The sequence below is a fragment of the Micromonospora sp. C41 genome (assembly GCF_018070485.1).
GTDB classification, from domain to species: Bacteria; Actinomycetota; Actinomycetes; order Mycobacteriales; family Micromonosporaceae; genus Micromonospora; species Micromonospora chalcea.
In genome coordinates, this window is the sequence record NZ_JAGPXP010000001.1 from 1 (window position 1) to 15,806 (window position 15,806).

Consider the following 15,806-nt stretch of genomic DNA (forward strand, 5'->3'; position numbering starts at 1 on the left):
CCACCCGCCGCCGGGCCGCCGGTCACCCGGCCCGGCTCGTCGGCACGACCGCGCCCGCCGAGCGCGGGCCGGCGGCGACCGGACCCGCAGCGGGCACCGCGTCGGCGGCCGTCCGTGCCGACCTCGCCGCGTTCGACGTGGCCCACGACGGCGCCGACCTGGTCGTGCTCGCCCGCCCGGCGGGCCACGCCGACGCCGCGCACCCCGCCTGGCGCGGGCCCGTGGCCGAGCCCGGCGACGCCACGGACGACCGGGACGCCGCCGAGCTGCGCCGCCGGCTGGCCGGGCTCACCACCGCCGAGGGGGACCGGCTCCTGCTCGACCTGGTCCGCGCCGCCACCGCCCAGGTGGCCGGGCTGCCCGGCCCGGCCGCGGTCCGCCCCGGCCGCGCCTTCAAGGAACTCGGCTTCACCTCGGTCGCGGCGGTCGCGTTGCGCGACCGGCTGGCCCGGGCCACCGGGGTACGGCTCTCCGCCACGGCCGCGTTCGACCGGCCCAGCCCCCAGGCCCTCGCCCGGCACCTCGCCGCCCGGCTGCGCGGTGCCGCCGCGCAGGCCGCTCCCACGACGGACCCGGCGGTGACGCCGTCCACCGGGGACGATCCGGTGGCCGTCGTCGCCATGGCCTGCCGGCTCCCCGGCGGCGTCGCCTCCCCCGCGGAGCTGTGGGAGCTGGTCGACCAGGGCCGGGAAGGGCTCACGGAGTTCCCCACGGACCGGGGCTGGGACCTGGCGAACCTGTTCTCCGACGACCCCGACCGCCCCGGCACCTCGTACGCCCGGGTGGGCGGCTTCCTCACCGGCGCCGCGGACTTCGACGCCACCCTGTTCGCGATCAGCCCGCGCGAGGCGCTCGCCATGGACCCGCAGCAGCGGCTGCTGCTGGAGACGTCCTGGGAACTGTTCGAGCGGGCCGGCATCGACCCCACCTCGCTGCGCGGCAGCGCCACGGGCGTCTTCACCGGCGTCATGCACCACGACTACGCCGCGAACCTGCGCCAGGCGCCGCCCGGCACCGAGGGCTACCTCGGCGTCGGCACCGCCGGCAGCGTCGTCTCCGGCCGGGTCGCGTACGCGCTGGGGCTGGAGGGGCCGGCTGTCACCGTCGACACGGCGTGCTCGTCGTCGCTGGTGGCGCTGCACCTTGCCGCCCAGGCCCTGCGCGCCGGGGACTGCTCGCTCGCCGTGGCCGGCGGCGTGGCGGTGATGGGCACCCCGCAGGCGTTCGTGGAGTTCAGCCGGCAGCGCGGGCTCGCCCCGGACGGCCGGTGCAAGGCGTTCGCCGACGGCGCCGACGGAACCGGCTGGTCCGAGGGCGTCGCCGTGCTGCTGCTGGAACGGCTCTCCGACGCCCGCCGGCACGGGCACCCCGTCCTCGCCGTGCTGCGCGGCTCCGCCGTCAACTCCGACGGCGCGTCCAACGGGCTGACCGCCCCCAACGGGCCCGCCCAGGAGCGGGTCATCCGCCGGGCGCTGGACGCGGCCGGGCTCTCCACCGCCGACGTGGACGCCGTCGAGGCGCACGGCACCGGCACGTCCCTCGGCGACCCGATCGAGGCGCAGGCGCTGCTCGCCACGTACGGGGTGGGCCGCGGTGACGCCGAACCGCTGCGGCTGGGCTCGCTGAAGTCCAACCTCGGCCACACCCAGGCCGCCGCCGGGGCCGCCGGGGTGATCAAGATGGTGCTCGCGATGCGGCACGGGACACTGCCGCGCACCCTGCACGTGGACGCCCCGACGTCCGAGGTGGACTGGTCCGCCGGCGCGGTCGAGGTGCTCACCGAGGCCCGCCCGTGGCCCGACGTACGCCGGCCCCGCCGGGCCGGCGTCTCGTCGTTCGGCATCAGCGGCACCAACGCCCACGTCATCGTCGAGGCCCCCGCCGATCCGCCGACCGCCGCCGGGGACGCCGCCCGGCAGTCGCCGCCCGCCACCGCTCGGCCGCCCGTACCGTGGCTGCTCGCGGCTGCCTCCGGCGAGGCGCTGCGTGACCAGGCGGCCCGCCTGCTGGCCTGGCTCGACGGGCCGGGGGCGCACGCCGACCCGGCCGACACCGGGCACGCCCTCGCCACCACCCGCGCCGCTCTCGAACACCGGGCCGTGGTGCTGGTGGGCGACGCGGAGTCCGCCCGGACCGGGCTCGGCGCGCTGGCCCGCGGCGGACCGGACCCGGACCTGCCGGGCGTGCTGACCGGCCGGGTCGTCGACGGCCGACTCGGCCTGCTCTTCGGTGGGCAGGGCGGCCAGCGCGCCGGCATGGGCCACGAGCTGCACGCGGCGTACCCCGTCTTCGCGGCCGCCTTCGACGCGGCCTGCGCCGAACTCGACCGCTGCCTCGCCGGCCACGCCCCGCTCCCCGTCGCGGACGTCGTCCTCGCGGCCGAGGGCACCGCACCGGCCGAACTGCTCGACGAGACCCTGTACACCCAGCCTGGCCTGTTCGCCTTCGAGGTGGCGCTCTACCGCCTCCTGGAGCACTGGGGGGTCCGCCCCGACGCGGTGCTCGGCCACTCCGTCGGCGAGCTTGCCGCCGCGCACGTGGCCGGGGTGTTCTCCCTCGCCGACGCGGCGGCGCTGGTCGCCGCCCGCGCCCGGCTGATGCAGCAGCTGCCCGCCGGGGGCGCGATGGTCGCCGTCGAGGCCGACGAGGCCGAGGTCGCCGCGCACCTGACCGACCGGGTGGGCCTCGCCGCCGTCAACGGTCCCACCAGCGTCGTCCTGTCCGGCGACACCGACGCGGTGCTGGCCGTCGCGGACACCCTGCGCGCGGCCGGGCGCCGCACCAGCCGGCTGCGGGTGTCGCACGCGTTCCACTCGCCGCGCATGGACCCGATGCTCGACGAGTTCCGCGCGGTCGCGGCCGGCCTCACGTACCGCACCCCGCACCTGCCGGTGGTGTCCAACCTGACCGGCCACCCCGTCGACCCGGCCCGGCTCTGCTCGCCCGAGCACTGGGTGGCGCACGTGCGGGGCACCGTCCGCTTCCACGACGGCGTACGGGCCCTGCACGGGCAGGGCGTCACCACCTTCCTGGAGATCGGCCCGGCCGGTGTGCTCACCGCGATGGCCCAGGACTGCCTCGTCGCCGAGGCCGACGAGTTGGCCTTCGTCCCCGCCGTACGGGGCACCGCGGGCGAGGCCGAGGCGCTGCTCGCCGCCGTGGCGCGGCTGCACGTGCGGGGCGTCGCGGTGGACCGTGCCGCCCTCGCCGGCCCCGGCCCGCACCGCCGCGTCGACCTGCCCACGTACGCCTTCCAGCGCCGGCACTACTGGCTGCCCGCTCCCACCGGCGCCGGCGGTCCCGTCGGCGCCGGACTGGCCGACGCAGGGCATCCGCTGCTCGGCGGCCTGCTGGCGGTCGCCGGCACCGGGCAGGTGGTCTGCACCGGGCAGATCGCCACGGCCACCTCGCCGTGGCTGGCCGCGCCCGGCGACGGCACGGCGCCGCTGCTGCCCGCCACCGCCCTGCTGGACATGCTCACCCACCTCGGCGACCGGCTCGGCGCCCCGAGCGTGCGGCGGCTGCGCGTGCCCGAGCCGGTTCCGCTGCCCGCCGAGGCAACCCTCGAGGTGCAGATCGACGTGGGCGCGCCGGACGAGCACGGACGCCGGGTGGCGCACTGTCACGTCCGGGCCGGCGAGGGGCTGCCCTGGCGGGAGGTCGCCGAGGCCGTGCTCGCACCCGACGACCCGGAGAGCGGCCGGGGCGCCCTCGCCCCCGCCTCGCCACCTGCCGGGGCCCGGCCGGTGGACCTGAGCGCCCCGCCGCACCGCGCGCCGGCCGGGGAGCTGGCCCGTGCCGCGTGGGTCGCCGCCGACCGGCTCTACGTCGACGTACGCCTGCCCGACGACGCCCGGGACCCGGACGCCGAGCGGTACGGCGTGCACCCGCTGGTGCTGGACGCGGCCCTGCGCCTGCTCCCGCTCGCCGGCTTCGCGTCGGTCGCCGACGCCGGGCCCACCGCCCGGCTGCTGCCCACCGAGTGGGCGGGCGTGCGCCGCCACGCCGTCGGGGCGCACGCGCTGCGCGTCTGCCTGGCCCCCGCCGGGGCGGACGCGGTGACGCTGAGCGCCGTCGACGACGCGGGCGGGCCCGTGCTCGACGCCGACCGGGTGGTGCTGCGGCCGGTGGACCTGCCGCCCGCCGACCCGCCGGCGCCGGCGGCCACCCCCGCCGGGCTGTACGCCGTCGACTGGCTGCCCGCCGCGTTCCCGGCGACCCCGGCGCCCTCCTGGACGCTCGCCGACGGCACGCCGCCGGACGGGCCGCTGCCGCCGCTGCTGGTGCTGCGGGTCGGCGACGGCGAGCCGGGCCGGCCGGTGCCCGACCGGGCGCACGCCGTCGGCCTCGCCGTGCTCGACGTGCTCCAGACCTGGCTGGCCGACCCCCGCGCGGAGACCACCCGCCTGGCCCTCGCCGTGCGCGACGGCGACCCGGTGCACGCCCCCGTGGCCGGGCTGCTCCGCGTCGCCCAGGCCGAGCAGCCCGACCGTTTCCTCCTGCTCAGCCTCGACACCACCGACGACGCCGCCATCCGTTCGGCGCTGGCCGCCGCCGACGACGAACCCGAGGTGGCCGTCCGCGACGGCCGCGCACTGCTGCCCCGCCTCCGCCCCGTCGAGCGGCCCCCGGCCGGCGCGCCGCTCGCGGCCCTGGCCGGCGGCACCGTGCTCCTCACCGGCGGCACCGGCGGGATCGGCCGGCACGTCGCCACCCACCTCGCCACCGCGCACGGCGTCACCGAACTGGTGCTGGTCAGCCGCAGCGGCCGGGCCGGCGACTGGACGACCGCGCTGACCGACGCCGGCGTCACGGTGCGGGTGGTCGCGGCCGACGTCGCCGACCGGGCGGCGCTCGCCGAGGTCGTCGCCCCGCTGGCCGACCGGCTCGTCGCCGTCGTGCACGCCGCCGGGGCCACCGACGACGCCCTGCTCACCGACCTCGACCCGGCCCGCTGGGCCCGGACCCTGCGCGCCAAGGTGCACGGCGCCTGGCACCTGCACGAGCTCACCGCCGGCCTCGACCTGGCCGCGTTCGTGCTCTTCTCCTCGGCCGCCGCCACCTTCGGCAGCCCCGGCCAGGGCAACTACGCGGCCGGCAACGCGTTCCTCGACGCGCTCGCCGCGCACCGCCGTGCCCAGGGCCGGCCGGCGAGCGCCCTGGCCTGGGGGCTGTGGGCCGCCGAGGACGGGATGGCCGGCCGGCTCAGCCCCGCCGACCTGGCCCGGCTCGCCCGCGGCGGCACCCGCCCCCTCGACACGGCCGCCGGGCTGGCGCTGTTCGACGCCGCCCTGCACGTGAACCGGCCGGCGCTCGTGCCGATCGGGCTCGACCTGGCCGCCGTACGGACCTCCGGCGAGGTGCCCGCCCTGCTGCGGGCGCTGCTGCCCCCGCCGCCCCGCCGGGCGGTCAACGCCGCCTCCGCGCCCGCCGCCGCGAAGGGCTTCGCCGACCGGCTGGCCGAACTCGCCGAGCCCGAGCGCGCCGAACTGCTGCTGGACCTCGTACGCGCCCGGTGCGCCACAGTGGTCGGGCACACCGGCCCCGAGCAGGTCGAGCCGCGTCGCCCGTTCAGGGACCTCGGTTTCGACTCGCTGATGGCCGTCGAGCTGAGCAACCGGCTCACCGCCGTCACCGGGGTCCGGCTCGCCCCGCACGCCGTGTTCAACCACCCCACACCCGAGTTGCTCGCCGCGCACATGCACGCCCGGCTGCTCGGCACCGCCGCCACCGAGGTCGCCGACGCGAGCACCGTCGCCCTGGACGAGCCGGTCGCCATCGTCGCGATGGCCTGCCGCTTCCCCGGCGGGATCGGTTCCCCGGAGGAGCTGTGGCGGCTGCTCGACGCGGGCGACGACGTCATCGGCGACCTGCCCGACGACCGGGGCTGGCCGCTGGCCGACCTCCACGACCCGGTGCCCGGCACGCCCGGCCGGACGTACGTGCGCTCCGGCGGGTTCCTCACCGGCATCGCCGACTTCGACGCCGAGTTCTTCGGCATCAGCCCCCGCGAGGCCCTCGCCATGGATCCGCAGCACCGGCTGCTGCTGGAGACCTCCTGGGAGGCGCTGGAACGCGGTGGCATCGACCCGGCCACCCTGCGGGGCAGCCGCACCGGCGTCTTCGCCGGCACCCACGGGCAGGACTACGCCGACCGGGTCGCCCCCGGTGTCGTCTCCGACGACGGCGAGGTCACCGCCGACGAGGGGCACCTGCTGACCGGCACCGCCGGCAGCGTCCTCTCCGGCCGGGTCGCGTACGCGCTCGGGCTGGAGGGGCCGGCTGTCACCGTCGACACCGCCTGCTCGGCGTCGCTGGTGGCGCTGCACCTGGCCGTCCAGGCGCTGCGCCAGGGCGACTGCGACCTGGCGCTGGCCGGTGGGGTGTCGGTGATGTCCACCCCGGCCGGGCTGACCGGCTTCAGCCGCCAGCGCGGTCTCGCCGCCGACGGGCGGTGCAAGGCGTTCGCCGAGGACGCCGACGGCTTCGGCATGTCCGAGGGCGTCGGGATGCTGGTGGTGGAGCGGCTCTCCGAGGCCCGCCGCCGGGGCCACCCCGTGCTGGCCGTCGTGCGCGGCTCGGCGGTCAACTCCGACGGCGCGTCGAACGGGCTGACCGCCCCGAACGGGCCGTCGCAGGAACGGGTCATCAAGGCCGCGCTGGGCGCCGCCGGGCTGAGTGCCGCCGACGTGGACGTGGTGGAGGCGCACGGCACCGGCACGTCACTCGGCGACCCCATCGAGGCGGAGGCGATTCTCGCCACGTACGGGCAGCGCCCGGCCGGCGCCGCGCCGGTGCTGCTCGGCTCGGTCAAGTCGAACGGCGAGGACCATCTTGAGCACGCCGGCGTCGCCGGCGTGCTCAAGATGGTCCTCGCCATGCGGCACGGGCGGCTGCCCCGCACCCTGCACGCCGAGCGCCGCAGCTCGCGGATCGACTGGGACTCGGGAGCGGTGCAGCTGCTCACCGAGGCCCGCCCGTGGCCGGCGGCGGACCGGCCGGTGCGCGCCGGCGTCTCGTCGTTCGGCATCAGCGGCACCAACGCCCACGTGATCGTCGAGTCGGTCGCCGAGGCGCCGCCGGAGGCCGCCGAATCCGAGCCGCCGCAGGAGCGCGCGCTGCCGTGGCTGCTGTCGGCGCGTACCCCGCAGGCGCTCGCCGGCCAGGCGCGGCGGCTGCGGGAGCACCTCGCCGCCCGGCCCGACCAGCGGCCCCTCGACGTGGCGTGGTCGCTGGCCACCAGCCGGGGCGCCTTCGACTCCCGAGCGGTGCTGGTGGCCGCGTCCGCGCAGCGGGTCGCCGACGCCCTCGACGCGCTCGTCGAGGGCCGGCCCGACCCGGCGGTCACGCGCGGCGAGGCGCGGCCCACCGGCCGGTGCGTCTTCGTCTTCCCCGGGCAGGGCTCCCAGTGGCTCGGCATGGGGTTGGACCTGCTCGACCAGGCCCCCGTGTTCGCCGAACGCATGGCGGCCTGCGACGCGGCGCTGCGGCCGTACCTGGACTGGTCGCTGCTGGACGTGCTGCGCCAGGCGCCGGGCGCGCCCGGCCTCGACGAGGTCGACGTCGTGCAGCCCGCCCTGTTCGCGATGATGGTGTCGCTGGCCGAGCTGTGGCGCTCGTACGGCGTGCAGCCGGCCGCCGTGGTCGGCCACTCCCAGGGCGAGATCGCCGCCGCCTGCGTCGCCGGGGTGCTCTCCCTGCCCGACGCGGCCCGGGTGGTGGCGCTGCGCAGCCGCGCGCTACGGGCTCTGGCCGGGCACGGGGCGATGGCCTCCGTCGCGCTGCCGGCCGACACGGTCCGTGATCGGATCGCCCGCTTCGGTGAGCGGATCTCGGTCGCCGCCGTGAACGGGCCGGCCGCCGTCGTGGTCTCCGGCGAGCCGGAGGCGGTCGAGGAACTGCTCGCCGAGCTGGCCGGCGAGCAGGCCCGGGTGCGGCGCATCGCCGTCGACTACGCCTCCCACTCCGCCCAGGTGGAACGCATCCGCGACGAGCTGGCCGAGGTGCTGGCCGGCATCGCCCCCGGCCCGGCCGCCGTGCCGCTGTTCTCCACCACCGACCTGCGCTGGCTCGACGGCGAGGAGATGGGGCCCGACTACTGGTACCGCAACCTGCGCCGGCCCGTCGAGCTGGAACGGGCGATCCGCGCGCTGGCCGCCGAGGGCCACGACGCGTACGTCGAGTGCAGCCCCCACCCGGTGCTCACCGTCGGCGTGGAGGAGACCCTCGCCGACCACGACGGCGATGCCGTGGTGGTCGGCTCGGTGCAACGCGACCAGGGCGGCCGGGAGCGGTTCCTGCTCTCCCTGGCCCAGCTCCACGTGTCCGGGGTCGCGGTGGACTGGCGGCCCGCACTGGCCGGCGGCCGGCGCGTCGACCTGCCCACGTACGCGTTCGCCCACCGCCGCTACTGGCCCCGGCCGGTCTCCGGCCCCGGCGACGTCGGCGCCGCCGGTCTGGACGCCGCCGGTCATCCGCTGCTCGGCGCGTCGGTCGTGCTGGCCGAGACGAGGGGCCACCTGTTCACCGGGCGGCTGTCGGCCGACGCGCAGCCGTGGCTGGCCGACCACCGGGTCACCGGCAGCGTGCTGGTGCCCGGCACCGGCCTGGTGGAGTTCTGCCTGCGCGCCGGCGACGAGGTCGGCCACCCGTTCCTCGACGAGCTGGTCATCGAGGCCCCGCTGACCCTGCCCGCCGACGGCGCGACGCAGGTGCAGGTGGCGGTCGGCGCGGGCGCCGGCGACGGACGCCGGCCGGTGACCGTGCACTCCCGGCCCGCCGACGCGCCGGCGGGACAGCCGTGGACCCGGCACGCCAGCGCCACCCTCCGCGCCGACCAGCCCGCGGTGTCGCCGCAGCTCACCGCCTGGCCGCCGCCCGACACCCGGCCCGTCGACCTGACCGGCTTCTACGCCGGCCTGGAAGCCGACGGGTACGCGTACGGGCCGGCGTTCCAGGGCCTGCGCGCGGTGTGGACCGGCGGCGACGAGGTCTACGCCGAGGTGGAGCTGCCGGCGGCCCAGCGGGTCGACGCCGACCGGTACGGCCTGCACCCCGCCCTGTTCGACGCCGCCCTGCACGCCGCGCACTTCGGCGGTCTCGCCGGGGCCGGGGCCGGCCAGCTCCTGCTGCCGTTCGCCTGGAACGGCGTCAGCCTGCACGCCACCGGGGCCACCGCCCTGCGGGTACGGCTGACCCGGGTCGGGCCGCACGCCATCGCGCTGACCGTCGCCGATCCGACCGGCGCCCCGGTGGCCGAGGTGGCCGACCTGACGATGCGCCCGATCTCCACCACCGAGCTGGCCGTCACCGACGACCGGGCCACCCGCGACGCCCTGTTCCGCGTCGACTGGACGCCGCTGCCGCCCGTCGAGACGGCCACCCCGGTCGACGCCGTGGCCGTCGCCCCCGGCCTGGACGGGTTCCCGCTGCACCACGGGCTGGACGGGCTCGCCGACGCGGTGGAAGCCGGACTGGCCCTGCCCGGGGTGGTGCTCGTGCCGCTCGGCGCGCACCCCGCGCAGCCCACCCCCCGCGCGGCGCGCCATGCCGCCGTGCAGGCCCTCGACCTGGTCCGGCGCTGGCTCACCGAGCCCCGCTGGGCGGCGTCGCGGCTGCTGCTGGTGACCCGGGGCGCGGTGGCCGTGCACCACGCCGGCGAGGTGACCGACCCGGCCGCCGCGGCGGCGTGGGGCCTGGTGCGCTCCGCCCAGTCGGAGAACCCGGGCCAGATCGTCGTCGTCGACGTCGACGGCGACGGGATCGGCCCGGACGAGGTGGCCGCCCTCCTGGCGGCGGACGAGCCGCAGGCCGCGATCCGGGTCGGCGCGGCGTACGTGCCGCGGCTGGCGCGGGCCGGGTCGGCCGGCGAGCTGCCCGCACCGCCCGCCGCCGCGTGGCGGCTGGACGCGCCGGTGCGCGGCAGCCTGGAGAACCTCACCCTGGTCGCCACCGACGCCGCCGACGCCGCGCTCGGCCCCCGCGAGGTCCGGGTCCGCGTCCGCGCCGCCGGCCTCAACTTCCGCGACGTGCTCAACGCGCTCGGTCTCTACCCGGGCGACGCGGGCCCGCTCGGCGGAGAGGGCGCCGGCGAGGTCGTCGAGGTCGGCGCCGAGGTGACCGACCTGCGCCCCGGCGACCGCGTCTTCGGTGTCTTCGTGGGCTGCTTCGGACCCGTCGCGGTCACCGACCGCCGCCTGCTGGCCCCGATGCCGGCCGGCTGGTCGTACGTCGAGGCCGCGTCCGTGCCGGTGGTCTTCCTGACCGCGTACCACGGGCTGGTCAACCTGGCCGGGCTCACCCGGGGCGAGTCGGTGCTGGTGCACGCGGCGGCCGGCGGCGTCGGCATGGCCGCCGTGCAGCTCGCCCGCCACCTCGGGGCCGAGGTGTACGCCACCGCCAGCCCCGCCAAGTGGGACGCCCTGCGCGCGCTCGGTCTCGACGAGGAGCACCTGGCCTCGTCCCGGACCCTCGACTTCGAGACCCGCTTCACCGACGCCACCGGCGGCCGGGGCGTGGACGTCGTGCTGGACTCGCTGGCCCGCGAGTTCGTCGACGCCTCGCTGCGGCTGCTGCCGCGCGGCGGGCGGTTCGTGGAGATGGGCAAGACCGACATCCGCGACGCCGCCCGCGTCGCCGTCGACCATCCGGGGGTGGCCTACACCGCCTTCGACCTGACCCTGCAGGAGCCCGACGAGGTGCAGCGCATGCTGGTCGTTCTGCTGGGGCTCTTCGAACGGGGGACGCTCACCCCGCTGCCCACCCAGGTGTGGGACGTCCGCCAGGCGCCGGAGGCGTTCCGGCACGTCAGCCAGGCCCGGCACGTCGGCAAGGTGGTGCTCACCATGCCCCGGGCGTGGAACCCCGACGGCACGGTGCTGCTGACCGGCGGCACCGGGACCCTGGGCCGGCTGGTCGCCCGGCGGCTGGTCGAGACGCACGGCGTACGGCGGCTGCTGCTGGTCAGCCGCCGCGGCGAGCGGGCCCCCGGCGCGACCGAGGCGCTCGACGAACTGCGGGCCCTGGGGGCCGAGGCCACGGTGGTGGCTGCCGACGTGTCCGACCGCGACAACCTCGCCGGGGTGCTGGCGGCGGTACCGGAGCGGCACCCGTTGACCGCCGTCGTGCACCTCGCCGGGGTGCTCGACGACGGGGTGGTCACCGCCCTCACCCCGCAGCGCGTCGACACGGTCTTCGCGCCGAAGCTCGACGCCGCGTGGCACCTGCACGAGCTCACCCGCCACCTCGACCTCGCCGGGTTCGTGCTCTTCTCCTCCGGCGCCGGAGTCTTCGGCGTCCCCGGTCAGGCCAACTACGCGGCGGCCAACGCGTTCCTCGACGCGCTCGCCCTGGCCCGCCGTGCGCAGGGGCTGCCGGGCCGGTCGTTCGCCTGGGGGCTGTGGGAGCAGGCCAGCGAGATGACCGCCAAGCTGGACCGGACCGATCCCCGGATCACCGCCCGTGACGGGCAGCTCGCCATCCCGTCCGAGCTGGGGATGGCCCTGTTCGACGCGGGCCTGCGGCTGGCCGAGCCGGTGCTGGTGCCGACGAGGATCGACGTCGCCGCGCTCGGCGAGCGGGCCGAGCGGCCCCCGGCGCTGCTGCGCGGGCTGCTGCGCCGGGAGCGGCCGACGGCGCGGGCGGCCACCCCGGCCGGCGGCGGGCGCACGCTCGCCGACGAGCTGGCGGCGCTGGACGGGCCCGAGCGCCACACCCTCGTGGTCGACCTGGTACGCGAGCAGGCGGCGAGCGTGCTCGGGCACGGCAGCCGGGTGGCGGTGGCCCCGGGCCGGGCGTTCAGCCAGATCGGCTTCGACTCGCTGACCGCCGTCGAGCTGCGCAACCGGCTGACCACGGCCACCGGCCTGCGCCTGCCGGCCACGCTGATCTTCGACTACCCGGATCCGAACGAGCTGGCCACGTACCTGGTGTCCGAGCTGGCGCCGGACACCGGACCGGCGGCCCCGCCGGTCCTCGCGGACCTGGAGAACCTGGAGCGCTCGCTGACCGAGGCCACTGTGGAACCGGAGCTGCACGACCAGATCGGGTCGCGCCTGGAGGTGCTGATCGCCAAGTGGCGGACGATGCGCGCCGGCACGGGCGGCGATCCCGACCTCGATCTCGAACTGGCCAGCGACGACGACCTGTTCGACCTCATCGACTCCGAACTCGGCATCTGATGGCCGTCCGGCCGCCCCGCCCGCCGCAAGCCGACCCCGTGTCCGACCGACCCCTGAGGAACCGATACCGATGCTGACGACCGACGTCCTGATCGTGGGCTACGGCCCCGTCGGTGAGATGCTCACGATCCTGCTGGCGCAGCGAGGGCTCACCGTCACGGCGGTCGAGCGGTGGGCCACTCCCTACAACTTCCCCCGCGCGGTGTCGTACGACGGGGAGGCGAGCCGTGTCCTGGCCGCCGCCGGCGTCGCCGACCGCCTCGGGCCGGTGGTGGAGTCGTCCGGCGAGTACACCTTCAAGAACGGCTTCGGCCGGACCCTGCTGCACGTCAAGGTCACCGGCAACGGCCCGATGGGCTGGCCCGACTCGGTCTCGTTCTACCAGCCGGGACTGGAGGCGCTGCTCGCCGAGCGGGGCGCGGAGCTGCCAGGTGTAACGGTGCTGCGCCCGTACCAGGTGACGGGCCTGGTCGAGCACGACGACCGGGTCGAGGTGACCATCGCCGGCCCGGACAGCGAGGAGGTCCGCGCGGCCCGCTGGGTCATCGGCTGCGACGGGGCCAACAGCTTCGTGCGGGAGCACCTGGGCAGCGGCGTCACCGACCTCGGCTTCACGTACGACTGGCTGGTCTGCGACGTGGTCCCGCACGAGGCCCGCGAGTTCAAGCCGAACAACCTGCAGGTCTGCGACCCGGCGCGGCCCCGCACGGCCGTGTCGGCCGGCCCTGGGCACCGGCGGTGGGAGTTCATGCGGGTGCCGGGGGAGAGCCGCGAGGAGTTCGAGAGCGCCGCCAACGTGTGGCGGCTGCTCGGCCTCTTCGACATCACCCCCGACAACGCCACCCTGGAGCGGTACGGCGTCTACACCACCCAGGCATGCTCGGCCGGGCGCTGGCGTTCCGGGCGGATCCTGCTCGCCGGCGACGCGGCGCACGTGATGCCGCCGTTCATGGGGCAGGGGATGAGTTCGGGCTTCCGCGACGCCCTCAACCTCGCCTGGAAGCTCGACCTGGTGCACCGCGGCCTCGCCGACGAGGCCCTGCTGGACACCTACCAGGAGGAGCGCTGCGCGCACGTGCAGCACGCCATCCGGATGTCCATGGACTCGGGCACGGTGATCTGCGAGACCGACCGCGCCGCCGCGGCCGGCCGCGACGCCGCGATGCTCGCCGAGCTGCGCCGGCGTACCGCCCGCCCGCGCACCCGGTCCCTGCTGGAGCCCCTGTCCGGCGGGATCCTGCACAGCGGCTGCGAGGCCGCCGGCGCCCCGATGCCGCAGGGCCGCGTCGAGGTCGACGGCCGCGCCGGGCTCTTCGACGAGGTCGTCGGCACCGGCTTCGTCCTGCTCTGCGCCGAGGACCCCGACGACCTGCTCGACGCCGACGCCCGGGCCTTCCTGGACACGCTCGGCACGCGGGTCGTCCGGATCGTTCCCGCCGGCGCGCCCGTACCCGGATCCGGCGCCGCGCCGACGGCCTTCGACCTCGACGACGTGTATCTGCCCCACCTCAAGCGGTACGACGCGGTGGCGGTGCTCGTCCGGCCCGACTTCTACGTCTTCGGCACCGCCGCCGACCCGGCCGTCGTGCCCGCGCTCGTCGAGGATCTGCGCCGGCAGATCCGGCGCGGCTGATCGGCATCCACCCACCGGAAGGAACCGACATGTTCGAGAACCTGAAGATCGCCGGCCGGGCGATCCGCACGGTCTTCACCGCCGACCCCATCACCCGGGTCCGGCGCTTCTACGAGATCCAGTCACCCGACGTGGAGTTCGCGGCCCGCCGTACCCACTACATGAACGTGGGCTACTGGTCCGACGGGGTCACCGACATCGACACGGCCGCCGACGCGCTGGCCGACAAGCTGGCCGACGCCGCCGGGCTCAAGCCCGACGACACCGTGCTCGACGTCGGCTTCGGCTACGGGGACCAGGACTTCAAGTGGCTGCGGGAGCGCCAGGTCGCCAAGGTGTACGGCCTGAACATCACCCCGCACCACGTCGAGGCGGCACAGCGCCGGGCGCAGGAGGAGGGGCTCGCGGACCGGACCGACTTCCGGCTCGGCAGCGCCACCGAACTGCCCTTCGAGGACAACACCTTCGACCGGGTCGTCGCCCTGGAGTCCGCCTTCCACTTCTACCCGCGCAGCGCGTTCTTCGCCGAGGCGCTGCGGGTGCTGCGCCCGGGCGGCGTGCTCGCCACGGCCGACATCATCCCGGTCAGCGGCGACGTCGTCCGCGCCGCCATCCAGTCCGGCCCGCTGAGTTTCGTCAAGTTCAGCATCCCGAAGGAGAACTGGCACGACCGGGACACGTACCGGCAGCAGTTGGTCGAGGCCGGCTTCGCCAACCCGGAGGTCCGCTCGATCAAGGAGCAGACCTGGGAGGGCTGGCGGGCGTACATGGCCGAGCGGACCAACGACCCCGCGTTCCGGGCCGTCGTCAAGCCGGCCGTCCGCAAGAGCATGGCGGCCCACTGGAAGAACCAGGACCTCATGAAGCGTGAGCTGGCGCAGATGGACTACGTGATCGCGGTCGGCCACAAGCGGTGACACCGCGCACGGACGAGGGGCCCGCCGACCGGTCGTGACGACCGGCGGACGGGCCCCTCGTCCGGTGGGATCAGACCGCCGGCGCCGCGCTCAGTGCCGTCGAGATGGCCCGCAGGATCGCCGGCTGGTGCTCGGCGAGGAAGAAGTGCCCGCCCGGGTAGACCTTCAGGTCGAACGCCGCGGTGGTGTGGTCCGACCACGCCCGGGCCTCCTCGACAGTCGTCTTCGGGTCGTCGGCACCGGTGAGGACGGTGATCGGGCAGCTCAGCGGCGGCCCCGGCCGGTAGGTGTACCGCTCGGCGGCCCGGTAGTCGTTGCGGATCGCCGGCAACGCGGCGCGTAGCATCTCCGGATCCCCGAGGACGGCGGAGTTGGTGCCGCTCAGCTTCCGGACGTCGGCCAGCAGCCCCTCGTCGTCGAGCAGGTGCACCGTCTCGTGCCGTGACTTCGACGGCGCCCGGCGCCCGGAGGCGAACAGGTGCGCGACGCTGCCGCCGTCCTGCTCGATGAGCCGGGCGAGTTCGAAGCCGAGGCTGGCCCCCATGCTGTGCCCGAAGATGGCCAGCGGCTCGTCCCGCCAGGGCCGAAGCACTGTGAACACCTCGCGCGCGAGGTCGTGGATGTCGCCGATGCACTTCTCGTGGCGCCGGTCCTGCCGTCCCGGGTACTGGATCGACAGCACCTCCACGGCGGGGGAGAGAGCGCGGGACACCGGGAAGTAGAAGCTTGCCGACCCGCCGGCGTGGGGCAGGCACACCAACCGCCTCGCGCCGCCCGGAGCGGGGTGGAAGCGTCGCACCCACAAGCCGTTGTCGGTATCTGGCGTCGTCATCCTCTGGTGGTCCTTCCGGCGGCTGCGGTTGCCGACCGGATCGGCGCGGACCCGGTCGAGGCGACGCTAGTGCGACGGGTCGGGACCGGACACCCCTAGCTGGTCGGTTGCCTGGTTAGGGGTTGTCCGCGCTCGCGCGCAACCAATAACTTCTCCCGGCAGATGGGGATCTGCGTGGCTCTCGGCCGAGCGAGCCGAACGACAGATACAGGTGTCGCCTGAGACTTCTGCGCATTCGTACCGTC

4 protein-coding genes are annotated in these 15,806 nt (G+C 76.5%); 3 read left to right on the plus strand and 1 reads right to left on the minus strand.

Going from position 1 to position 15,806, the window contains the following annotated elements:
• From KBX43_RS00005 to KBX43_RS00015, 3 genes are all read left to right on the plus strand, one after another.
• Positions 1 to 12,179, plus strand: a 12,179-nt coding sequence (locus KBX43_RS00005) for a type I polyketide synthase (protein WP_210882083.1), incomplete at its 5' end; no start/stop codon positions are given.
• A gap of 70 nt (positions 12,180 to 12,249) precedes the next feature.
• Complete coding sequence (locus KBX43_RS00010) at positions 12,250 to 13,812, plus strand: bifunctional 3-(3-hydroxy-phenyl)propionate/3-hydroxycinnamic acid hydroxylase (protein ID WP_210882085.1); 1,563 nt, start codon at positions 12,250 to 12,252, stop codon at positions 13,810 to 13,812.
• Between the two features lie 29 nt (positions 13,813 to 13,841).
• Complete coding sequence (locus tag KBX43_RS00015) at positions 13,842 to 14,729, plus strand: class I SAM-dependent methyltransferase (protein WP_043329884.1); 888 nt, start codon at positions 13,842 to 13,844, stop codon at positions 14,727 to 14,729.
• A 70-nt stretch (positions 14,730 to 14,799) separates the two neighbouring features.
• Here the strand turns inward: KBX43_RS00015 and KBX43_RS00020 are convergent, their stop codons facing one another.
• Complete coding sequence (locus KBX43_RS00020; RefSeq protein WP_069088790.1) at positions 14,800 to 15,561, minus strand: thioesterase II family protein; 762 nt, start codon at positions 15,559 to 15,561, stop codon at positions 14,800 to 14,802.
• Positions 15,562 to 15,806 lie beyond the last annotated feature (245 nt).